Annotated in this window: 18 protein-coding genes; 8 read left to right on the top strand and 10 right to left on the bottom strand. The window is 59.0% G+C overall.

What is annotated here, in order from left to right:
- Positions 1 to 442 precede the first annotated feature (442 nt).
- Both phbB and E1N52_RS04570 read left to right on the top strand, forming a co-directional pair.
- Positions 443 to 1186, top strand: coding sequence for an acetoacetyl-CoA reductase (phbB, locus tag E1N52_RS04555; protein WP_133180611.1), 744 nt, complete (start codon positions 443 to 445; stop codon positions 1184 to 1186).
- A 1045-nt stretch (positions 1187 to 2231) separates the two neighbouring features.
- Positions 2232 to 2660, top strand: a complete 429-nt coding sequence (locus E1N52_RS04570) for a VOC family protein (protein WP_133180617.1) — start codon at positions 2232 to 2234, stop codon at positions 2658 to 2660.
- A 900-nt stretch (positions 2661 to 3560) separates the two neighbouring features.
- On the opposite strand, the gene E1N52_RS04580 is transcribed toward E1N52_RS04570, so the two are convergent.
- A complete protein-coding gene (locus E1N52_RS04580; RefSeq protein WP_133180619.1) occupies positions 3561 to 3821 on the bottom strand; it encodes a hypothetical protein in 261 nt (86 codons plus the stop codon).
- Entirely contained in the window at positions 3821 to 5065 is a 1245-nt protein-coding gene (locus E1N52_RS04585) for an MFS transporter (RefSeq protein ID WP_133180621.1), read from the bottom strand. Before E1N52_RS04585 ends, E1N52_RS04580 begins: the two co-directional genes overlap by 1 nt.
- A gap of 93 nt (positions 5066 to 5158) precedes the next feature.
- On the opposite strand from E1N52_RS04585, the gene E1N52_RS04590 reads away from it, so the two are divergent.
- Positions 5159 to 5938, top strand: a complete 780-nt coding sequence (locus E1N52_RS04590) for an AraC family transcriptional regulator (RefSeq protein ID WP_133180623.1) — start codon at positions 5159 to 5161, stop codon at positions 5936 to 5938.
- Between the two features lie 166 nt (positions 5939 to 6104).
- Here E1N52_RS04590 and E1N52_RS04595 read toward each other — a convergent pair whose 3' ends face one another.
- Complete coding sequence (locus E1N52_RS04595; protein WP_133180625.1) at positions 6105 to 7571, bottom strand: MmgE/PrpD family protein; 1467 nt, start codon at positions 7569 to 7571, stop codon at positions 6105 to 6107.
- A gap of 131 nt (positions 7572 to 7702) precedes the next feature.
- Positions 7703 to 8812, bottom strand: a complete 1110-nt coding sequence (locus tag E1N52_RS04600; protein ID WP_133180627.1) for a transporter substrate-binding domain-containing protein — start codon at positions 8810 to 8812, stop codon at positions 7703 to 7705.
- A gap of 288 nt (positions 8813 to 9100) precedes the next feature.
- On the opposite strand from E1N52_RS04600, the gene E1N52_RS04605 reads away from it, so the two are divergent.
- Entirely contained in the window at positions 9101 to 9613 is a 513-nt protein-coding gene (locus tag E1N52_RS04605) for a hypothetical protein (protein ID WP_133180629.1), read from the top strand.
- Positions 9614 to 9652: 39 nt separating this feature from the next.
- On the opposite strand, the gene E1N52_RS04610 is transcribed toward E1N52_RS04605, so the two are convergent.
- Positions 9653 to 11065 (bottom strand): DUF2252 domain-containing protein, encoded by a 1413-nt coding sequence (locus E1N52_RS04610; protein ID WP_133180630.1) that lies wholly within the window; start codon positions 11063 to 11065, stop codon positions 9653 to 9655.
- Between the two features lie 538 nt (positions 11066 to 11603).
- Between E1N52_RS04610 and E1N52_RS04620 the strand changes: the two genes are divergently transcribed.
- The 4 genes from E1N52_RS04620 to E1N52_RS04635 all read left to right on the top strand — a co-directional run bounded on the left by E1N52_RS04620 (position 11604) and on the right by E1N52_RS04635 (position 16503).
- Entirely contained in the window at positions 11604 to 12371 is a 768-nt protein-coding gene (locus E1N52_RS04620; RefSeq protein ID WP_133180634.1) for a bestrophin-like domain, read from the top strand.
- 311 nt (positions 12372 to 12682) lie between these two features.
- Entirely contained in the window at positions 12683 to 15208 is a 2526-nt protein-coding gene (locus E1N52_RS04625) for an arylsulfatase (protein WP_246088957.1), read from the top strand.
- An 80-nt stretch (positions 15209 to 15288) separates the two neighbouring features.
- A complete protein-coding gene (locus E1N52_RS04630) occupies positions 15289 to 16272 on the top strand; it encodes a formylglycine-generating enzyme family protein (protein WP_133180636.1) in 984 nt (327 codons plus the stop codon).
- 12 nt (positions 16273 to 16284) lie between these two features.
- Positions 16285 to 16503: a hypothetical protein gene (locus E1N52_RS04635; RefSeq protein ID WP_133180638.1), complete on the top strand. Its 219-nt coding sequence runs from the start codon at positions 16285 to 16287 to the stop codon at positions 16501 to 16503.
- On the opposite strand, the gene E1N52_RS04640 is transcribed toward E1N52_RS04635, so the two are convergent.
- From E1N52_RS04640 to E1N52_RS04660, 5 genes are all read right to left on the bottom strand, one after another.
- Positions 16474 to 17280, bottom strand: coding sequence for a tetratricopeptide repeat protein (locus E1N52_RS04640; protein ID WP_205965570.1), 807 nt, complete (start codon positions 17278 to 17280; stop codon positions 16474 to 16476). The two genes, E1N52_RS04635 and E1N52_RS04640, sit on opposite strands and share 30 nt — an antisense overlap.
- 29 nt (positions 17281 to 17309) lie before the next feature.
- Positions 17310 to 18236, bottom strand: coding sequence for a non-homologous end joining protein Ku (gene ku, locus E1N52_RS04645; protein ID WP_133180642.1), 927 nt, complete (start codon positions 18234 to 18236; stop codon positions 17310 to 17312).
- Positions 18237 to 18312: 76 nt separating this feature from the next.
- Positions 18313 to 20829, bottom strand: coding sequence for a DNA ligase D (gene ligD / locus E1N52_RS04650; RefSeq protein ID WP_133180643.1), 2517 nt, complete (start codon positions 20827 to 20829; stop codon positions 18313 to 18315).
- A 184-nt stretch (positions 20830 to 21013) separates the two neighbouring features.
- The gene (locus tag E1N52_RS04655) at positions 21014 to 21343 is read right to left on the bottom strand and encodes a hypothetical protein (RefSeq protein WP_133180645.1); all 330 of its coding nucleotides are present in this window, start codon (positions 21341 to 21343) and stop codon (positions 21014 to 21016) included.
- A complete protein-coding gene (locus E1N52_RS04660; protein ID WP_133180647.1) occupies positions 21340 to 21714 on the bottom strand; it encodes a phage holin family protein in 375 nt (124 codons plus the stop codon). Before E1N52_RS04660 ends, E1N52_RS04655 begins: the two co-directional genes overlap by 4 nt.
- Positions 21715 to 21730: the final 16 nt, after the last annotated feature.

Consider the following 21730-nt stretch of genomic DNA (forward strand, 5'->3'; position numbering starts at 1 on the left):
CATGTATGGAAACTACATTTTATTCATTGATTGTATGTAGTTTATCTACTACCATCCGGTCATCGGTCGTGTGTGCCTCCGCCCGAGAAAAATGATCGGCCGTACGCACACCTGAGCTCGAAATGGCTAACACGCGGGTGCTAGATCCCATGGGTGTCTCGCGTCTGAAGTTGTTACCGGTAACGTTAGTTAAACGCTCGTTCATATGCCTCACGGGGCGTTGGTGAAAATGATTCGGTATCAGTGGGATTTCAACGCGAGCATATTAGTTAGTCATACGAATCAATATTTGGGATGCAAGCGGGTTCGAGACAGATCTAGCGCTGCAGGGACGAAGATTGTTCTCTGCAAGGAGGTATGCCCACGAAGTGGCTGGTTTTTGCGAGACGGCCATCTGATGCTTCACGTTTCTCGCAAATATGACAAAGCACGAAGGGTAGAAATGACGAAGCGAATTGCGGTTGTAACTGGCGGTATGGGCGGTCTAGGCGAAGCGATCAGTACGAAGCTGCACGATGCCGGCTACCTGGTTGTAGTCACACACTCGCCGAGCAACGTCGGCGCAGCTGAATGGCTCGCGAACATGCAATCTCAGGGCCGGACTTTTCTCTCGTATCCGGTTGATGTGGCTAATTACGATTCATGCCAGCACTTTGCTGCCCGAATCCGGTTTGATGTCGGTCCGGTTGAAATTCTGGTGAACAACGCCGGGATCACCGAGGACATGACGCTCCGAAAGATGGATAAGGAAAACTGGGACGCGGTCATCCGCACGAACCTGGACTCGGTATTTAACATGACGAAGCCGCTCTGCGAAGAAATGAGCGCTCGTGGCTGGGGACGTATCGTCAACATTTCGTCCGTCAACGGCTCGAAAGGCTCGATCGGCCAGACAAACTATGCCGCGGCCAAGGCCGGCATGCACGGATTCACGAAATCACTCGCACTGGAAGTCGCACGAAAAGGGGTGACCGTCAACACGGTATCTCCGGGCTACCTGGCTACGAAAATGGTCACGGCGATTCCCCAGGCAATCCTCGAGACGAAGATCTTGCCTCATATCCCTATGGGCCGTCTCGGCAAGCCAGAGGAAGTTGCAGCGCTCGTGCTTTATCTCTGCTCAGACGATGCCGGTTTCGTGACCGGCGCCAATCTCGCGATCAACGGCGGTCAGCACATGCAGTAACAACAGCCCCAACCACGTTGCGGCCTGTTCACGAGGGGTCCGAACCGGCCGCCCACAACTGTATTCAACGTAGAAAGGACCGTCTCATGAGCGCGACCTGGATCGGCCTGGTGATCGGATGCCCCGCGCTTGGCATCGCAACGCTCGTGGTCGTGGCTCACTATCGCCGCGAGTGGAAACGTGCACGAACCCTGCGGGGTCTGTGCTTCCACAAGAGCGGGGTGACCGCGTGTGAACGCGACGCTGTCCAGTACGTCTACATACGCCGCTCCGGTCGGCGAACTGAGATGGCTGATAAGCGGCGAAGCTCGCGAAACATTGTTCAGGTCGGATGTGCGCGTGCACGCGCCGAGAGCATCGTGTCGACTAAAGCGCTCCCCTCCTCTCATGACTCACCTGGCTTCGACTCGCGGCCGGACACCAAATGCAGAACACATCTCGACTGACTGCATGGGGAGCGGAACGGACTCTGCCGGTCCCGCATCTGTAGACATCGATGAAATCACGAAAGATAAAACAGGCCGCAGGGTACAGAGAGAGCCCTTATACACCCCACACTGCCGAAGCGGCGATCGCTCACCTCGAGCGGGTCCTGTCAGCGGCTGGCGCAGATTCATTGTTCAGCCAGGCCTACTGGCGTGCTCGAATCGAGCAGGTGAGCGCAACAAAAGGACTCACCCCGCTTCAGCGCGCAAGGCTCGTGAGACTGCTCACGTCTCTGTCTTTCCAGGTGCGGGGCAACGACCCTCCGTAGGCTCGTAAAGCGACCCTGCCGACGATCCAGGCCAACGCGACCAGTCATCCTCACCGTTAGCAGCCCATTCGAGCTGCCAGTTATCACCGCCTATACTGAGCGCTAGATGGGTCTGCGTGGGATCGTCCATTTCCGCGTATTTTTACGTTTCCTGTTAAATCGGTCGACCACTCGAAAATATGCGGCTTGTCGGCAGATCACTGTCCGTGCATGACGGCTCAGCGCAGTAAATCGCGAGCAAGCCGCCCTGGTAAGTTTGCCGTTCCCTTCACCAGTGACACAGGAGTTTCAATGGAAATCAAATGCATTGCTGGGTTCGCCACAATTACAAAGCAGCCAGACGCAAGTGCTTCCCTGTATCTGGAGAAACTTGGCTTGCCGCTAGAGAGGTATGGCGAACATCCCGACTATCTTTTCATGGACAAGTTTGCCGGAGCCAATCACTTTGGTGTGTGGCCTCTGAATATGGCAGCTCAGTCATGCTTCGGGCAAGATGATTGGCCACCTTCCATTCCCGAGCCGACCGCAAACATTGACTTCGAACTGGCGGATGCGAAGGCAGTAGAGTCGGCAGTTCAAGAAATGAAAGTGAAGGGTCAAGTCTTTATTCATGAGGCAAGGACAGAACCTTGGGGGCAAACCATAGCGAGATTCATCAGCCCCGAAGGAGTGCTGGTCGGTTTGAGCTATGCGCCCTGGTTGCATGAGCAAGAGGCTTGACGATTCATACGGACTCGCCAATTGCGATGACGTGGGTGAGAAGCCTGCTGCCGCAGCAGTGACCTGCTTCGGCAGAGCTTGGGCGTTGAGTCCCTAGAAGGGCCAGCGGCCAAATTCCCCTGCGACGTGGAGCGATACCGATCGCGGCAAAGGTGCCTATGCGCGCGCGTCATAAGTATTGTTCTTGCGAGTGCGTTTATCTTAACCACCTACCTACATAGACTGGCTTCACCGATTGCGAACAACACTTCGCAGCAAATCACAGTCATGGAGGTTAATCATGAGGGCAATTATTCAGGCTGTTGCCATCGTCGCGGCGCTTGCCGCGCCCACCGTCACGTTCGCGCAATCGAGTGGCCCCTTGGCGCGCGCCCAGGTTCGAAGCGGTGGTGTATCCGATGGCTCGTCTGCGTCCAGCCAAAAAGCCATACCAGGACTCGCGCCGTCGAGGGGCACCGATGCGCCGGGCAACAACGCGCTACCGGCCTCTACCACGGTGTCGGCGGCCGCCAACGCAACGAGCGGCTATGGCACGCCTGGTGCAACCTCATCGGACAGCGGTATGGGCGCCGGGTCGTCCAGGTCAGTCCCGCCGAAGAGCGTGAACAGTAGCTCAACGTCGCCCACCGTCGCTTTCGGAGTCAACAACACGCTGGCGACCCCGAGCACCGTGTCGCCTGCCGTCCACCGTAACTAAGGACGACAAGCGATTTAAAAATAGGCCGACTACGGTCGACCGGGGCGGGCTGTAGTCGGCCAGGAGCAGTCCGTCGTTGCGCCAATGCGAGAGGCGGCTTAGCGGCGGAAACCGGTCGCTTGCCCGCGCCGAATGAGTTGGATACGTATTGCGAAACTGCGAGAAAAAAGGGCCGCACTGTTGCCGGCAACGGTGAACGCAGGCTATTGGATGAAAGAGAACAGGCCATCCAAGGCATAAAGCAATACCGCCAACAGGCTTGCAGTCGGCAATACCCTCTTCTTTTGCGCTTCCCAAATGAGTAGCCGGGCAGACGCTTCACGTCGTGTCACGCCCCTCAGCGCAAATGGCTCGCTTTCTATCGCTTCCTTCATTTTCCTGATGTGCATGCAATAACCGACATGGGAGACCAGCGCATATGTGCCAGCGACGCCGATGATGCAAACCAGATCCACGATCTTCATCAGCGGTCTCGCGTGGAATCGACAGCGGTCGCCGGTCTGGGCAGGAACACGGCAACAATGCCGAGCAAGGGAAGCCAGGCACAAAGTCGATAAACGGCCGCGATGCCGAAGTGGTCCGCCATCCAGCCCAACGTAGCCGCGCCGATTCCACCCAGGCCAAACGCGAAGCCGAAAAACAAACCGGACACCATGCCGACTCGGCCCGGCATCAGTTCCTGTGCATAGACGAGAATGGCCGAGAACGCCGACGATACGATCAGGCCGATCAGCACGATCAGCACCGTCGTCACGGTGAGATTTGCATCAGGCAGGATCATCGTAAAAGGCGCGGCCCCCAGGATCGAAAACCAGATCACCGCCTTTCTGCCGATACGGTCGCCCAACGGACCACCAAACAGGGTGCCTAACGCCACCGCACCGAGAAACATGAACAGGTGCAATTGCGCCGCGCGCATACTGATTCCAAACTTCTCGATCAAATAGAAGATCAGGTAGTTAGTTATACTTACCGTGTAGAAGTATTTGGAAAACATCAGCACCATGAGGATGCCGATAACCGGTGCGACCACACGCATGTTGAGCGGAGACGCGTGAGTGGCTCCTCTGCTGCGTTTTCTCCGTGCAATCTGGTCTTCGTACCACCAGCTCACGTGCCACAGCAAAATCATGGCCAACAGCGCCGCGATTGTGAACCATACAATGCTACCTTGCCCATTGGGCACGACGATCAACGCCGCAAGCAGCGGTCCGATCGCACTGCCGGCGTTACCGCCGACCTGAAAAATGGACTGCGCGAGCCCGTGACGGCCACCTGACGCAAGCCGCGCCACACGCGACGTTTCCGGATGAAACACGGATGAGCCGACGCCCACCAGCATTGCCGCGCCGATCAATGCCAGGAACCCGTGGGCTCGCGAGAGTGCGAACAGGCCACAGAAGCTGAACAGCATTGCGAGCGGCAATGAATACGGCTGCGGCCTGCGATCCGTATAGCGCCCGATGAGCGGTTGCAAAAGACTGGCTGTGACCTGGTAAGCCAAAGTGACAAAGCCGATCTGCCAATACGAAAGATGCAACCCAACCTTGAAGATCGGATATACGGCGATCATCAACGATTGAATCATGTCGTTGAGCAGATGCGACGCACTCGTGACGCCGAGTATTCCGAAGGCCGTGCGGTACGGAGTCTGGCTTGCGGGTGTCGATGCTTCTGAACTGCTGACGGGAGCATGCGCGATTTTCATGGCGTGAGAGCGATTGATGTAGTCGAGCCCAGTCTAGGGGTAGACTGATGGCCTGTCTCACGCGAAATTTCGTCACATCGTCGCAAAATGGACATGCCACGCCACGCTTCCACTCAACGCGATCATCACCGCTGCACGGTTCCGGTGAGCAGCAGGGCCGTCGATTTTCCGGCTGGCCATATACGCCCGTTGCACCACCATTCGGCAGCGCAACTGATCTACGCGGTCGATGGCGTCATGGTTATCAGCAGCGAAGCGGGCCAATGGATCGTGCCACCGACGCAGGCGATCTGGATGCCGGCGTATATGGCACATACCGTCCGAATGGTGAACGCGGTGACCATGCGTACGCTTTACATCCAGCCGGATGCCGCGAGCGGATTGCCGGACCGCTGCCATACCGTTGCGATTTCCGATCTTCTCCGGCAGCTCATTTTGAGCGCCATGAACATAACCGGCGAATACACAGCCGACTCTCGCGACGGACGGCTTATGGGATTGCTTCTGGATGAGCTCAACTTCTTGCCGGTGCTCCCGCTACATCTCCCGCTTCCCACTCATCCGTATCTGGCTGAAATATGCAAACAGATACGCGATGCGCCTGACGATAAGCGAACGCTGCGCGAATGGGCGCAGGTCGTAGGCGTCGATCCTAAAACGGTGCAGCGCACTTTTGCTCAGCAAGTTGGCATGACCTTCGGCCAATGGCGCCAGCAGGCTCGCCTGCTGATGGCACTGGAGCGTCTTGCGACCGGTCAGAGTGTCCTGGATGTTGCACTGAGCATGGGCTACGACAGCCCTAGCGCATTCACAGCGATGTTCAAAAAGCAGCTTGGGGTGGTTCCAAGCGAGTATTTCCGGCTCAGCGAGTAGCCCTGTCGCCCGTCTCGACGCGTACAGCACAGGATGCGCAAACAGGATTGCTCCGAGCTTCGCAAGTCAATCGAAGCCAGGAGAACTTGCCAATGAGCCGGTCGCGACCAGGCACCCTTCCTCGGGTAGATACCGGACTCTACCGGCCATCGGTGGTCATCTCGGGTTAGGCTTTCTGAAGAAGTGGACGCAACTCTCGCAGATCGTTGAGTTTTTCAAGCCCCATCAGCTTTTCGATCAAGCCAGCGCAATTTGCTTTGCCCAGAACGGGTTCAATGAGGTCGATCGCCTTGCGCACCACCTCGCCGCGATCCATGGGGTTCTCTGCCGTTCCGCGAACATGTGCGACATGGTCCGTTAGCGCCGTTCCGTCGTCCAGGGTAATTTCGACGATCGCGTGCCTGGCCGGTTCCAGAGCCTCCAACTCATCGCTGGGAACAAGCTGGACCTTCGCGCGGATCCGCAAGACGTCAGGATTGCTCATGCGGGCCCTATCGTGCGCGGCCTGGAACGAGATGGTCCTATCGAGCAGCATGACCGCTACCATGTGCTGCAAGCAGATATCAGGCATTTCGCGGTTGTCTACGATCCGGGCCTCCGTGTGCGCAAGGCGCACCACGATAGATCGGACCTTCTCCGGATCAACCTGATGCTTCTCGAAGATATTTTCCATCGCGTCCAGTGGCGCCTGGATGGGCGAGCCGACGGACCACTTCTTGATGTTGGTTCGAACTATTTCATAGCGATTGCCAAGGTCTTTAGTCAGTTCGTCCTGATTGGCCTTGGGAGCATACGCGAGGAAGTAGTTGTCGGAGCCCGAGAAGATGTCGTCGATTCCAGTAAATCCGGAATGGACCAGAAGCGCCGACATCACGCCGTTCTTCGCCGGCATTCCGGCGAAGACAAACGCTTTTTCCATATGTTGGGTGTCACGCGTCCACGCTCCGATGCCGGCGGATTGCTGAGCCGTGTAATCGAGCAGCCATCGCATCTGCTGCGCTCCGAGTCCGGCAACGCAGCCCGAGGCGGCCGCCGCGCCGAAAAGCTCGGCAATAGCATGTGTGCTCTTGTGGCTATTGTTGCGGAAGTCGAGCGCTCCAAAACTGATCGTCACGCGCGGACCGATGTCGTAGCCCAGCGTGACGGCTCGCAGGAGGCGGTTGCCATCGACGCCGAACGTCTCGGCCATAGCATATGCCGCCGGCACGATAGCGCAACCCGGATGGGATTGCGAGAATTCATTGGAATCATCGGTCTCATCCGACTGGGCGAGCATGGCGTTCACGAATGCCGCTTCAACTGCACTGGCGGTAAGTGTCGACGCAACGACGGTCGCCTCCCCCGCTCCTCCGACCGAGCGCGCGTATTGCAGCGCGGCGCGTCCCGGAGGCAGAAGCGAACCGGAAACCATCGCCGCGAAAGTGTCGAGAATATGTTGCTTGGCTTTTTCGACCACTTCGTCGGGGAGAGCTCGATTCGCCGCGTCAGCCAGATAAGTGCTAAGTTGGAGCATAACGGCGGAAGGCGCATTGGCTGCTCGGGCAGCCTTCGGGATGGCGGCAGCAGCTAGCGCGATAGGCGCTTGCGCCAAAAGCATCCGTCTCCCCATCGAGAAATTGCCATGCGCCGCCATTTGGGCACTCCACAATGATTGTGACGGCAGCAACGGCGCCCACCGTGGCGCTCTTCTCGTTGTATGCGTCCCGTCCACCAGCAACAGGTTAGTGTATTGGTGCTCGAGTAGCGAGAGCAGCATGCCGACACTCACTTTCCCTGCGAAAACCACTTCCCGTAGATTCGCTCATAGGTACCATCCTCGTACATGGCGAGCAGTGTCTCGTTGATCTGCTTGCGCAAGGGACTGCCATCGGCAACAGCTATGCCATATTTTTCCGGCCTGAAGATTGGACCGACGACCGCAAGTTCACCGGTGCCAAGCCTCGTGGCCCAGTATTGGAGCGTCGGTGCGTCATATACGATCGCATCCACGGTGCCTTGGGTAATCATACGAAAGCCGTCTGCCGCATTGTTCACATTTACGTATGGCAAACCACGTTCGGTAAGGTAGTCCGCCGCAACAGTTCCAGGCACGGTGGCGATCTTCTTTCCCGGCAGGTCTTCCGGGCCACGAATGCTCGATTGCAGGCGTGCCACCGTCTGCGACGACGTGACGGTTGCGGTCAGTTGAGCGATCAGCACGACGCCGATAAGCCACATCGCAGGTACGAGGATGCGCTTCCACATACCGGCCGTCTCGCGCTCCCCGTGCTCTCCGGTTGCGATGATCAGCATCGTTACCCATAAGCCCTCACCAATCGCACGCAGCCAGGGCTTCTGGAAATCCCTGTTGTGCTTTCGTTCCAGCAGCCACACGAGATTAGCGAGCGCAAAAACAATGATGGCCGCCACAACCAGAAGTTGGCCGATGGCCAGCCACGGCACAGCCACGAAAAAGCCGCTTTCGCTGTGCGAGCGCACCATGATCTGCAAGCCCGCATCGAAATACGGAAGGGAAAAATCGACCTGCTTCTCTCGTTGCGGCGTCATGGTGATGGCGGCGATCGCGACGTCCGCGTCGCCTCGTTGCACGGCGGGGAGCAGATCGGCCTGAGTCGCAACACGCCGCCACGCAAATTCAACATGCATGCGGCGTGCTATCTCATCCCATACGTCGATGCTGAAACCTTCCGGCGTCATTGTCTGAGGCAGCACGAAAGGCGCGACTGAGGCAATGGCAACCTGCAAGGTTGCGTCTGGTCCGTTACCGGTCGGACTCGATGCAGGAAACACGTCCGCCGCTGCCGCTTGCGCCATCATCGTCGCGGCCAGCGAGATGAGACATAGCATCGGCAGCAGTCGCGCAAATTTCGACATGGTGCTTTCCTCGTACCCAGTCGATGATCAACGTTTTGAATTGTTTGTTTATTAATATTTGTATCCAGCACTTCATCCTGTACTTCAAACAGGATCTCATAATTCACTAACCTCTATACTCGAAACGTCCAATGACCATCTTTTTGGCCCCATTGAACGCTTTTTTGTTAATGGCGATATCTATTCTTTCGACAAGTGCATTTCCGGTTTGAAAATATGCAAGGCGCAATCGACTGATCTCATCGAATGACCACGAATGAAGTCGAACTCGCCTCGGAGACTCGCGCAATGACTACGCTCACGGACAAGCTCAAGCATGAATTCATGAAGGTGCTGCCGCCCACGATCTTCTTTTTCATCATTCTGCATATCGTGGTCATTGTTCGTTCGCTGATGATCAGGGGAACCGGCGTTTCGATACCCACTTCGGCGTCCGTGCTGGTCGCCTCGCTTATCCTGGGCAAGGCGGTGCTGCTCGCGGACATGTTGCCGTTCATCAACCGGTTTCCGGACAAGCCGTTAATCTGGAACGTGGCGTGGAAGACGCTGATGTACGCCGTGGTCGCAACAGTCATCCACTATCTGGAGCGGCTGTTCGAGGCCTGGAGGGACACGCACAGCATCCTCCAGGCTAACGTGCACCTGCTGGCCGAGATGAACTGGCCGCGCTTCTGGGGTGTGCAGATCATGCTCGTGACACTGATTTTCAACTACTGTGTCATTGCCGAACTCTCACGGGTTATCGGACGCGGGAAACTCTCGTCAATCTTCTTCGGCCCAATCCCCCAGCGCGCCGAATAGCGCGCGCCGAAAAGAAAAAAGTGCACACAACCGCGATCGTTAGACACGGAAATCCGCAGCCATGTCTTCGTCGCTTCGTGCTTCGAGTCTTCCTGAGCGGCATGCACCCATAAACGCCTTGTAGTCGGCTTCGTTCTGTGCGGCGCAGGCGATTGCGTATTCGGTCAGCGCTTCGGCCATACGCTCGCCGCTTCCAAGATATGCGGCGATTTCAATCGCCTTGCCGCTCGCCTTGGCATGAGCACGCGCAAGCGCCCATCCGCAAATGCGGGCATAGCCCTGCATGACGGTCGTACTCATGCGCTCCACTTCGGCAGATACCTTCATGTCGCGCAATTGCCGGAAATAGAAGTTCCGGCCAGCGGGCCCCGAGGTCCAGCCGAGGAATGAGTCGCTCGCCGCCTGCAGCAGGCGTTGCCCGACCACGACGCGCTGTCCCTGGTGATCGTAACCCTTGGCCTCAAAATATCGGGCGATCACCGAAGGTCGCGCCTCCTTGACCTGCAGGAACAGCGGTGTGCCGTGGCTGTCGACGAACAGCATCACCAGGCAGAAGGTGCCGACACTCCCCACGCCCACGACCTTGAACGCGATATCGTGAAGTTCGTACTGGTTTATCAGAAGGCGCCGGTCGGCTGGGAGCGTGTCCAGGTACGCGTCGAACGCTTTGGCGAGTTTGCCTTGCCAGGCTTCGGTGTCGGTCCAGTTGCTCTCATTGCCAAGCAGTGAATTGGGTCCAGTGGGATGAAACAGTGCGGGCGGTGCGTCCTGAATCGTCCACTTTCCGTTAACCTGTGTCGCCATCTTGGCCAGCACGCTCTCGTGTGTGCGCGTCGCCGCCTTTTTGGATGTTTTGGCGAGGAGACTGCGGCCCTCGTCGGTTTTCGCCGTCTCCATCATGCGCTCGAAGCTGATGATCTCGTGCCACAGATCCAGAGAGCTGTATTCCGAGTATTCGCGCATGCGCTCGGTGTACTCGTGAACAGCGCTCCAGACAAGCTCGCCGATCGGGCCTCGTCCCAATCCCATGTGCTCGCCGGCAACCGCAAAGCTCCCCACGAGCCGCTTCAGATCCCATTCCCACGGTCCCGGCGCGACCTCGTCGAAGTCATTCAGATCGAACACCAGTTGCCGCTCGGGCGTCGCGAAGCCACCGAAGTTCATGAGATGTGCGTCGCCGCAAATCGGAAATGCGATACCCGAATTGACCGTGCTGGCAAGGTCGTGGGCCTGGATTATTGCGGTGCCACGAAAGAACGTGAACGGTGAGAGCGACATCCGGCCGTAGCGTAATGGTACGAGTGCTTCGACGCGGCCCGCACTACTGGCTTCGAGAAGCTCTATCGGGTCGCGTTTTGTATTACCGATGTCTGCGTGCTGGGACCGCTTCGCGCGTTCGCGAGCCTGGCGACCCATCGCCTGTCTGTCTGCAAGAAGCTGCGTGGCCGTCATTCGCACACCTCACCCGGGTTACGTTGCCAACACGAGACGGACGAGACGCGATTGCCTCGTTCGCATGCCTGCTTCCAGAGACCGGTCCGACGATGCGATCCAGTCTAGCATCGAGTCGTTCGTTGTACTTCCGTATTTGACACGAAGGTCCACCGTCGAAACCAGCAGCCGCATCGTCCGGTATCACCTTGTCCAACCGCGCATCAGGAAATGCACACGCCCAAATGAAGAGAGCGCTATTTCTGGTAGCTTGCGCAATTGTTGCGTGCGCATTCAGGACGTATGCAATCTTTCATGGATTCGCAAAGTCGCCTGGCCAGGAATACGAGTCGAACTGGCTGCCAGCGCCGGCCGGCCCCTTCTCCTTGTACATCCGCGCCTACTGGGGAAAACAGCCGATTCTCGACGCGTCGTGGAAACCGCCACAAATCCGCAAACATGCCTGACGCCGGAATGAGATAACTGACTGGCCGCACATGCTGTTCGACCCGCGCCGGGTTGAACAGCAGGAAAGAACCAACACTCCAAAGGAATCGAGATGACCCAGCTCGTACATCATCCCGCATACCTCTTCATTACGCTGATTGTGCTGCTGTCCGTGGCGGCCGCTCTCGGGGCAATCGGTTTGCAACGCGCCATTCCACTTTCGGACGAGGCACGCGATAACTACAACGTTGTACAGGGAGCTACGCTCACGCTGCTTGCACTTCTGATTGGGTTCACGCTCTCAATGGCAGTGAGCCGCTACGATCAGCGAAAAAATTACGAGGAAGAGGAAGCGAACGCCATCGGCACCCAGTACCTTCGGGTGGAACTGCTCGGCGAACCACGAGCTGCGAAGGTCAAGGCGCTGCTGCGTGACTACGTGCTGCTGCGCATTGATTACTACAAGACGCGCGACGCACGCGAACTGGAGATCATCAACGGGAAGACCGCAGACCTTCAGGGCCAGTTATGGGCGAATGTGCGAGACGCCGCCATTGCACAACCGACCCCGATCGCAGCGCTCGTTGTAGGCGGCATGAATGACGTCATCAACACCCAAGGCTACACGCAGGCGGCATGGCTCAACCGCATTCCTGTTTCCGCGTGGACACTCATGATCGCCATCGCGTTCTTCAGTAACCTGATGCAGGGGTATGGCGTGCGAGGCGAGTCCGGGCGGCGCGTATTGTTGTTCGTGCTACCTATTACGGTCTCACTCTCTCTTTCGCTTATCGCCGACATTGATAGTCCTCGCGGCGGGCTCATACGCGTGGTTCCGCAGAACCTCATCAGCTTGCAGCAGTCATTTCCGACGAACTGACTTCAACGCCGAGGCGCGCTATTCCAGGACGCGCGCCCACTGCGTCAAACAAAGCTTTTGGCACTCAATAGTGCGTTCACCACGAACAGGAAAGGTTACCAATCAATCTCTCATGGATCGCTCGATTCCAAACGTACGTATCTGCTTCTGGCTGAATCTGGCTGCCCGTCCAGTACCGCGCGTGTGATAACCGATGATGTCCCTGGGCAAGTCGGAAGCCTTTGTTAGCACAACGTCTATATTGCTCCATAGTATTTGTACCCGGTTCCCGTAGTGCAACGTCTCAGCCAGACGGCACATCTGAGGAGAACATGATGGGCAAGAAGAAATCAAACGAACAGTCGGGCCGGCAGTTGTCACCAGACGGGATGAATCGACGCCGGCTGCTCGAATCTGCCTCGCTCATCGCTGCGTCAGCGGCACTCCCGCGATCCGTTGAAGCTGCATCCACCGGCACCGTGACTTCATCCGCCGCCGCGACGCCCAACGACGGGTCAGTCTTGCCGAGGCCCGAGCCAGCGTTTCACGGCAAGATCGAACGTCTCGCCAAGAATTCGACACCCGATTTTCCCAAGGAATACGCAGCGCCCGCTGGTTCACCGAACGTGCTCTTGATCCTGACTGATGACGTCGGGTTTGGCGCAAGCAGCACGTTCGGCGGACCGATCCAGACACCGAATTTTCAACGCCTTGCGGACAGCGGCATTCGCTACAACATGTTTCACACAACGGCGCTTTGCTCACCCACGCGCGCGGCGCTGATCACCGGTCGCAATCACCATTCGGTCGCCAGCGGCGTCATTACCGAATTCGCGACCGGCTATCCGGGCTACAACTCTCTTGTTCCAAAGGGCGCTGGCTCCATTGGCGAAGTGCTGAAGGAGAACGGGTACAGCACCTCATGGTTCGGCAAGATGCACAACGTGCCGGATTGGATGTCGAGCCGGGTCGGTCCATTCGATCTTTGGCCGAACGGCTTGGGCTTCGAGTACTTTTATGGATTTATCGGTGGCGACAGCGACCAATGGCATCCAGCGCTATTCGAGAACACCACGCCGATTGAGCCCTATCTCGGCAACCCAACCTACATCCTCGATGTTGATCTTGCCGACAAGGCAATCGCATGGATGCGGATGCAACACGCACTCGCGCCAACGAAGCCATGGCTGCTTTACTACGCGACCGGCACCGCGCACGCCCCGCACCACGCGCCCAAAGACTGGATCGCGAAATACAAGGGCCAGTTCGATCAGGGCTGGGACAAGGTGCGCGAGGAGACGCTCGCCCGCCAGATCAAGCTTGGCGTGGTCCCGCCCGATACGCAGTTGACCACGCGGCCGGAGCAGATCCCCGCCTGGGATACCCTGTCGGATGATCAAAAGCGTCTCTATGCACGGATGATGGAAGTCTATGCCGGTGCGCTGTCACACGCCGACTACAACATTGGCCGTGTGCTCGATGCCCTTGAGGAATCCGGTCAGAAAGACAACACGCTCGTCATTTTCATCATGGGCGACAACGGCGCGAGTGCCGAGGGTACGCTGCAAGGTACGACCAATGAAGTTGGCACTGCAGCAAATAGTGTCCCGGAAAGCATCCCGTTTCTGCTTTCGATGATCGATGAGCTCGGCGGGCCCAATACCTATAACCACTACCCGGTCGGTTGGGCGCACGGCATGGATGCGCCCATGCAATGGACCAAGCAGGTCGCGTCCCACTTCGGCGGCACCCGCAACGGCATGGTGATTTCATGGCCGGCCGGCATCAAGGACAAGGGAGGGCTGCGGTCTCAGTTCTGCCATGTGATCGACATTGCGCCGACGATCTACGAGGCGGCCAAAATCAAGCCGCCGGTCATGCTCGACGGCGTGAAGCAGAAGCCGATCGAAGGCGTGAGTCTTGTGTACACGTTCGACGCCGCCACTGCGCCTACCCGGCATCCGGTCCAGTATTTCGAGCTGGTCGGCAACCGTGCGATCTACAAGGATGGCTGGATGGCCAGCACGACGCCGCTGCGCCTGCCCTGGGTGACGATAGGCGCCGAACCCAGCCCCGACGATTACAAGTGGGAGCTCTACAATATCCACGAGGATTTCAGCCAGGCGAATAATCTGGTCAGCAAATATCCCGAGAAGTTGAAGGAGCTTCAGGACGCCTTTGATGTGGAAGCCAAAAAGTACAATGTCTATCCGCTTGATTCCAGTTTCGCGTCGCGCGCAGATCCCGCGATTCGCCCAAGCCTGACCCGGGGCCGCAGCGAGTTCATCTATTTTCCCGGCATGATTCGCATTCCCGAAGGATCGGCGCCGGACTTCAAGAATAAATCCTGGACGGCGGCTGCCGAAGTGGTCATTCCAGACGGCGGCGCCAACGGAGTGCTGGGAACAATTGGCGGGAGATACGGCGGCTGGGCGTTACTCATGCAGGACGGCAAGCCTCAATTCGCCTACGCGTTCTCGAACCAGCCGGATCATAAGTTCGTGGTGACGTCCGATCAAAAGCTCGCGGCGGGCAATCACATCATCCGGGTCAAATTCGACTACGATGGCGGCGGCATTGGAAAGGGAGCAACGGCGGCGTTGCTGGTGGACGAAAAGCAGGTTGGACAGGTCAAGATTTCAAGGACGGTTGGAGTGCGCTTTTCTCTCGACGAGACCTTCGACGTCGGGCAGGACACGGGAACCCCGGTTCTCGAAACCTATGCGGACAAGATGCCGTTCAAGTTCACCGGCGAGCTCAAGCGATTCGTCGTGGTCCTGCAACCTCAGAAGCTAAGCGAAGAGGAACAACAGCACCTGCGCGACAGTCTGGCGAAGGCGATGATGTCGGTCCAGTAGCGAACGTATCGGGGCGGCCCCGGTCAGCCGCCTTTCTCCGTTCGCTGGCTGGCTTGAACGGAAAAAAATTGCGGGGTGTCATGAGTTCACAGAACCAGGTTTCCAGGCAAGTCCAGGGGTTACATGCGGAACCGCACGCCAATATGGTCTTTGTTCCCTGCGGCGAATTCCGCATGGGCTCGGACCAGCACTACCTGGAGGAGGCGCCCGCCCACCGGGTCAGAGTCGACGGGTTCTGGATCGACCGTACGCCGGTGACGAACCGCCAGTTTGGCAAGTTCGTCGAAGCCACGAACTACGTGACCTTCGCCGAGATCGCGCCCAGGGCAGAGGACTATCCGGGCGCGCTCCCACACATGCTGCAGGCAGGGTCCCTCGTCTTCTCGCCGCCGGCGGCGCCCGTCAACCTTCAGGATTGGACGCAATGGTGGCAGTTCAAATTCGGTGCTAATTGGAGAAGGCCCTACGGCCCGCGCAGTTCGATAAGCGGAATGGACGACCATCCCGTGGTGCATATCGCCTGGTGCGATGCCGAGGCTTATGCGAGGTGGGCGGGCAAGGAAATGCCGACCGAGGCGGAGTGGGAATTCGCGGCGCGTGGCGGCCTCGATGGCGCGGAATACGCATGGGGCGACGAGTTCACGCCCGCAGGTAAGCCGATGGCCAACACCTGGCAGGGTACCTTTCCACACCAGAACCTGAAGCGGGACGGCTTCGAGCGCACTTCGCCGGTAAAGGCCTTTCCGCCGAACGGTTATGGTATCTACGACATGATCGGCAATGTGTGGGAATGGACCGCGGACTTCTGGACGACGCGCCACACTGCCGACGCGCAAAAGGCGTGCTGCGTTCCTCATAACCCACGCGGCGGCGCTGAAGCGCAGAGCTACGACCCCTGTCAGCCCGAGATTCGCATTCCCCGCCGGGTACTAAAAGGCGGTTCGCACCTTTGTGCACCGAACTATTGCCGCCGCTACCGTCCAGCGGCACGCCATGCCGAATCCATCGACACTTCGACGAGCCATATCGGTTTTCGCTGCATTGTGCGCCTTGACATGGGTTGAGTGCTCGGTGTCGTGCTCACCGGTTCGCACAAGCGCGTCGACCGGATCGCGATACTGACCGGTGCGTTTGAACTCGTTGTCCTCGTGGTGGCCTGGCACGCTCACCCCAATGCAAACATGCTCGTGCGACAAGTGCGCGATCTGCCGTTCTCGCATCCGCAGTTTTCAAGGCTTGCCGTCGCGCTGATCGGCGCAACGAGTTTAGGTAGTCAGCCGACGATACGCGCTTAAATGGCGGACGAGGCCCTGCGGATCGCCACGTCTTTCGAGCAGCATTGCCAGATTGTGGTGAGCGTCTGCGTACGACGGGTCGAGTTCGAGGCAGCGTGTATAGCTTCGTTCAGCGTCTTCGAAGCGGCCCAGCTCCTCGAGCGCAATCGCACGATTGAAGTGCAACACGGCATCGTCGGGGAAGTGTGATAACGCTTCGTCCGACAGTTGCAGCGCATCATCGCAACGTGCTTCGAGTTCACACAACAGCGCGCCCAGGTCAACGTAGGCAGCATAAAAAGGTTGTGGCGACAGCGCTATGGCCTTCCTGTACGCCCGTTCAGCACCATTCACATCCGATGCTCTCAACTGCTCGCCGAGGTCGTACCATTCCTGCGCCTGATGCGCGAGATTCTTCTGCGCAGGCGCCGAGTCGAGAAACACGACATCGCCTTTAATTTCCGCAACCTCGAAATCCAGCAGGAACTGGCCGGTGGCGGCATCCCATTGCGAAGGGCCGGTTCGCACGGCCACGTCGTTACCGACTGCCGATACACGAATCCCCGTAAGCGGCAACTCATCGGGCAACTCGTCTCTAAGCCGCGTGAGAGCCATGATGATCTTGCGCGGCGGAATGCGCGCATCGCGCAACTGCAACGCCGTACGCAGCAGCACGACGTCCTGAAACGTGAAGCGGTACGTGTTTCTGGGTCCCCGTGACGGCTTCACGAATCCTGCGGCAATGAGCCCTGAGACCACCCTCCGGGAAACGCCCAGCATGGCCTCCAATTCGCGCATCGAAATCTCGCGCGCGGCGACTTGTGACGTCACTTGCGTGCCCGGACCTTTGCAGGCGCTTCAGCGGGTACCTTGGCGGCACGCGCCGGCGGCTTGCGCGTTTTGGGCGCGACAGGCAGCTCGGTGACGGGCTCCGCGGTCTTGCTACGCTTCGGCGCTGGAGCGGCTTTCGCTTTCGCGCCACCCTTCAAACTCGCGCGCAAGGCATCCATCAGGTCGATCACCTGTCCACCGCCAGCCAGCTCTTCGTCGGCCTCGTGAACGACGACCTGCTTGCCTGCAATCTTTTCGTCGATGGCCGCGAGGATGCGCTTCTTCTCTTCGTCTTCATACGCAGTCGGGTCGTAATTGTCTTCAGCACCCTGCTCGATAATCTGCAGCGCGAGTTTCATCTCGGTATCGGATACGTCGACACGTTCGACATGCAGGTCAGCCAGCGAGCGAACCTCATCGGCGTAAAGCAGTTGCTGAAAGACGAGCCCATCTTCTTCGGGGCGCACCTGCACGATCCGCGTCCGTCCTTTTGACGCCCATTTCGCCAACGCGCAGCGGCCGCTCTGCACGAGCGCCTGCTGCAACAGGCTGTACGGCTTGCCGCCTCGCTTGTCGGGCGCAATGTAGTAGGCCTTGTCGTAGAAGACCGGGTTGATCGCCTCTTCCGGGATGAAGGCCATGATTTCGACGACATGGCTCGCAGCGTCTTCCAGCGCTTTCAGCTCCTCGCTCGTGAAGACAACGAACCGATCCTTTTCGAATTCGTAGCCCTTGTTCATGCTCGAGCGCTCGACAACATCGCCCGTCTTCTCGGAGACGTATTGCTGCTTCACGCGCGAGCCGTCGGGCGCCAGCATGTGAAACCGGACGTCGGACGAACTCTCGGTGGCGGTATAGAGCTTCACCGGAATCGAAACGAGCCCGAAGGACAGCGTCAGGGAAGCAATTGAGCGGGCGGGCATGGACTTCTCCTCGCGGATGTGCACGTTCGGCACGTCGCTTACGCAAAGCACGTGCCGCCGCCGACCAGCGGTCGTTTCATTTTAGGAGCTTTATCGCCGATGCCAACGATTGCGTCCCCGACCAGTAATCTGCCCACGGGTCCTGCTGCTGGAAGCTGAGGTACTCGCGGGCCGTTTGGACCGTCCACTGCGCCCCGCCCTTGAGGTCATTCAACTGATCCCAGGAGACCGGCATCGAGACTCCCATCCCGGGTCGCGCCCGCGCGGAAAATGCCGCTGCAGTAGTCTGCGCCTTGCCGTTGCGCAGGTAGTCGACGTAGACCTTTCCGACCCGGTTAGAAGCCCCGGCAGTTGCCGAAAAGCGCTCGGGAATCGTCTTCGCCAGATGCCGCACGAATGCCTGGGAGAACGACTTGACCGCATCGTAATCCAGCCGCGGGGCGAGCGGCACGACGACATGCAAGCCCTTTCCGCCGCTCGTCTTCAGCCAGGCTTGCAGACCCAGTTCCGACAACAACGTTTGAACCAGCAGCGCCGCTTCCTGAACGCGCCCCCATTTCACACCCCCGCCTGGATCCAGGTCGAAGATGACCCTGTCGGGCTTGTCGAGCCGTCGAACGGTCGAATTCCAGGTGTGAAACTCTACGGCGTTCATCTGTGCCGCCGACAGCAGCGCGTCGACCGAGTCGACGGTCAACAGGGGCGGATGATTCGGCCAGAGGCTGCGGTCGTGAGCCGTCAATCCGGGCATGCCAGTTCTCTCGGCATGCTTCTGAAAGAACAGTTCTTCGGCGATGCCTGCAGGCGCGCGGACCAGCGTAATGGGCCGGGCCTTCAGGTGAGGCAGCATCCGCTCCGCGATACTCGCGTAGTAGCGGACCAGGTCCGCCTTCGTGATACCAGTCGATGGGTCGACGACGCGTTCCGGATGCGTGATTTTCAGCTTCAGCTGCGGTTCCGGCGCCTGCGTCTTCCCACCCTCCCGGACGACGCCGCCTGGCGGCTTGTCGATGCGCAGGCCTCTGAACGAGGCCTGCCGGATGACGCCATCGGCGGTCCAGTCCGCGAATTCGACCTCTGCGACGAGTTCAGGGCGAACCCACCGCTCATTGCCGGCAGAGCGCCGGGCCCACCGGCGCGGCCTCGCGACGTCGACTTCAAATGGTGCCGCATCGACTTCGAGCGGCGTCAGCCGCGCCCACAGGTCCCGCGCGGTCCTGGCGTCCCAGCCGGTGCCGACGCTTCCGGCGTCGCGAAGTTTGCCGTCTGCGTAGTAGCCAAGCAGCAGGCTGCCGACCTCACCGTCTTTGCCGCCTCGGGCCGTGAAGCCGCAGATGACCAGTTCCTGCCGGAGACGGGACTTCGCCTTGAGCCACGTCTGGGTCCGCCCCGATTCATAGGGCGCGTCGCGACGCTTGAGCATGAGGCCTTCCAGGCCCAGGCCCGAGGCGGCCTCGAACAGTTGAGCAGGGGGCGCCTCAAAGTCCTGGCTGAACCGGATGTGCTCGCCGGCATCTTGAAGAAGCTGCGCTAGCAGCATGCGCCTCGACCATAGCGGCACCTTCCTGAGGTCTTTCCCGTCGAGATACACCAGGTCGAACAGGAAGTAGACGATGTCCTGATTCGCGTTGCCGTCGATCGCATCTTGCAGCGCAGCGAAACTGGGAAGGCCGTTTTTTAGGACGGTGATTTCGCCATCCAGCCACGCACTGTTGAGCGCAAGCGCTTCGACCTCTGCTGCAAGCGCGGGAAACCTCGCTGTCCAGTCATGACCGCCTCGTGTGATGAGTCGCACATGGCCTTTGGCGACGCGGGACAGCATGCGATAGCCGTCGAGCTTGGCTTCCGTTACCCAATCACCGCTTGTGGGAAGCGATGGCGCCAGGGTCGCGAGTTGGGGCTCGAGTCTGGCAGGCAACGGAGCAGACACCGCCGCGGAAAGGTCTATCTCCGACGACCCGCTGCGCGCAGGCCTCGCCACCCTCGGAGCACGTTCCTCGATGAGCCCGAGCGGCTTCGCCGTGACGCTATCGGGAAGCGCCTTGATGACATCGTATTCAGCAAGCGGCTGCGCCCATGCATCGCGCTTCTTGAACAGCATCCACTGGTCTTGCCTGTCGCCGGGCTTCGATATGCGAACCAGTTCCCAGAGTCCGGCAAGCTTTTCACCATGGAGACGGAAGACGAGCTTGCCGGCCTGCATTCCCTCCTGGGGCTTGCCAACGGGCTCCCATGTTCCGCGGTCCCAGACAATCACATCACCGGCGCCGTATTGCTTGCGCGGTATCGCGCCCTCGAAGCTGGAATACTCGACTGGATGGTCCTCCACATGAATGGCCATCCGCTTTTCCTTCGGGTCGTAGCACGGGCCCTTGGGTACGGCCCACGACAACATCACCCCGTCGAGTTCAAGCCGAAAATCGTAGTGCAGTCGGCTTGCCCAGTGCTTCTGAACAACAAAGCTCAGATGTGAAACGTCAGCGGACTGACTGGCCGCCGAGGGCACCGGTTCAGGCGTGACACGGAAATCCCGCTTTTTGCGATAGCGGGAAAGAGGCTGCGGTGGCAGATCGCGGTCGCGGGTTGGGCACATGACGGTAGTCTAGGAAGAACTATCGCCTGGTGCGTCGGAGACGAACCTTTCGGGGTGAACCGTACAGGTCGCAAACGAGGCCGTAGTCGGCCACGCTGAAGGCGGAATCGAGAAGATTGGACGACGGGTCGTACGCATTCACCCTCGCGCATCGCGCGTATCGGAAAACGCCTCCTGGTCGCGGTTAGTTCCGACCCACGAGCGCACGGACATTGCGCGAGACCCAGCTCGTCAGGCCTGTGCGCACGACCAAGGGCACGACCCGCTTCGGGCCGAGCATCAATGAGGCCAACACAATCGAGCCCAGCAACGTCACGCGCGGAGCGTCGTACAGCGCGTGCGCGACGTTCGTCACGGTCAGCGCCCGAGGGTTTCGGGCATCCCGCGTGGCAGGTCGACGGATGCTACCCGCGCGCAACGCCCTGTCTGCTGCGCACAACTGTTCCCGAGTCACTTGCATGCGCACCAGCACAGCAGTTTCGCGCGCGCGGCGAAGATCGAGCCCATGTTTCATTTGAGGACCTCGCGCAACGACTGGAGATCGGCTCGCACCTCATCTCTCAGGATATCGAATGATTGTGTGGGGCGAGGCGCGCGAAAAGCCAGAAGCGCGATCAGCGAAAGCGTCAGCCAGGCGATCGCGATGCCCCAGACGACCAGGAGGAAATATGGCGTGTTCAATGCCGAGACGATCAGGGCAATGCAGAAGAAGGACAGCGTAAACGAGGCGCAGACCGTCAACGCTACCAGTGCAATGAACTCGCGCAAAAGCCGCGCGCGGGTTTCCGCAATTTCGATCGACAGCAGTTCCACATAGTCAGCCAGCCGCCGTACAGCGAAACTTCCGACGTTGTGCCAGCGATCGAGCTTCGTACGAAGTGACATGATGTTCCCCGGCTTG

Source organism: Paraburkholderia guartelaensis (assembly GCF_004353905.1).
Taxonomy (GTDB): domain Bacteria; phylum Pseudomonadota; class Gammaproteobacteria; order Burkholderiales; family Burkholderiaceae; genus Paraburkholderia; species Paraburkholderia guartelaensis.

Coding starts and splice junctions, on each gene's coding strand:
- E1N52_RS04595 (WP_133180625.1), bottom strand. CDS start 7,571: ATGGCGGCGCATGGCAATTTCTCGATGGGGAGACGGATGCTTTTGGCG.
- E1N52_RS04570 (WP_133180617.1), top strand. CDS start 2,232: ATGGAAATCAAATGCATTGCTGGGTTCGCCACAATTACAAAGCAGCCA.
- E1N52_RS04585 (WP_133180621.1), bottom strand. CDS start 5,065: ATGAAAATCGCGCATGCTCCCGTCAGCAGTTCAGAAGCATCGACACCC.
- E1N52_RS04580 (WP_133180619.1), bottom strand. CDS start 3,821: ATGAAGATCGTGGATCTGGTTTGCATCATCGGCGTCGCTGGCACATAT.
- phbB (WP_133180611.1), top strand. CDS start 443: ATGACGAAGCGAATTGCGGTTGTAACTGGCGGTATGGGCGGTCTAGGC.
- ligD (WP_133180643.1), bottom strand. CDS start 20,829: ATGTGCCCAACCCGCGACCGCGATCTGCCACCGCAGCCTCTTTCCCGC.
- ku (WP_133180642.1), bottom strand. CDS start 18,236: ATGCCCGCCCGCTCAATTGCTTCCCTGACGCTGTCCTTCGGGCTCGTT.
- E1N52_RS04610 (WP_133180630.1), bottom strand. CDS start 11,065: ATGACGGCCACGCAGCTTCTTGCAGACAGACAGGCGATGGGTCGCCAG.
- E1N52_RS04590 (WP_133180623.1), top strand. CDS start 5,159: ATGCCACGCCACGCTTCCACTCAACGCGATCATCACCGCTGCACGGTT.
- E1N52_RS04630 (WP_133180636.1), top strand. CDS start 15,289: ATGAGTTCACAGAACCAGGTTTCCAGGCAAGTCCAGGGGTTACATGCG.
- E1N52_RS04640 (WP_205965570.1), bottom strand. CDS start 17,280: ATGCGCGAATTGGAGGCCATGCTGGGCGTTTCCCGGAGGGTGGTCTCA.
- E1N52_RS04600 (WP_133180627.1), bottom strand. CDS start 8,812: ATGTCGAAATTTGCGCGACTGCTGCCGATGCTATGTCTCATCTCGCTG.
- E1N52_RS04655 (WP_133180645.1), bottom strand. CDS start 21,343: ATGAAACATGGGCTCGATCTTCGCCGCGCGCGCGAAACTGCTGTGCTG.
- E1N52_RS04620 (WP_133180634.1), top strand. CDS start 11,604: ATGACCCAGCTCGTACATCATCCCGCATACCTCTTCATTACGCTGATT.
- E1N52_RS04605 (WP_133180629.1), top strand. CDS start 9,101: ATGACTACGCTCACGGACAAGCTCAAGCATGAATTCATGAAGGTGCTG.
- E1N52_RS04625 (WP_246088957.1), top strand. CDS start 12,683: ATGATGGGCAAGAAGAAATCAAACGAACAGTCGGGCCGGCAGTTGTCA.
- E1N52_RS04660 (WP_133180647.1), bottom strand. CDS start 21,714: ATGTCACTTCGTACGAAGCTCGATCGCTGGCACAACGTCGGAAGTTTC.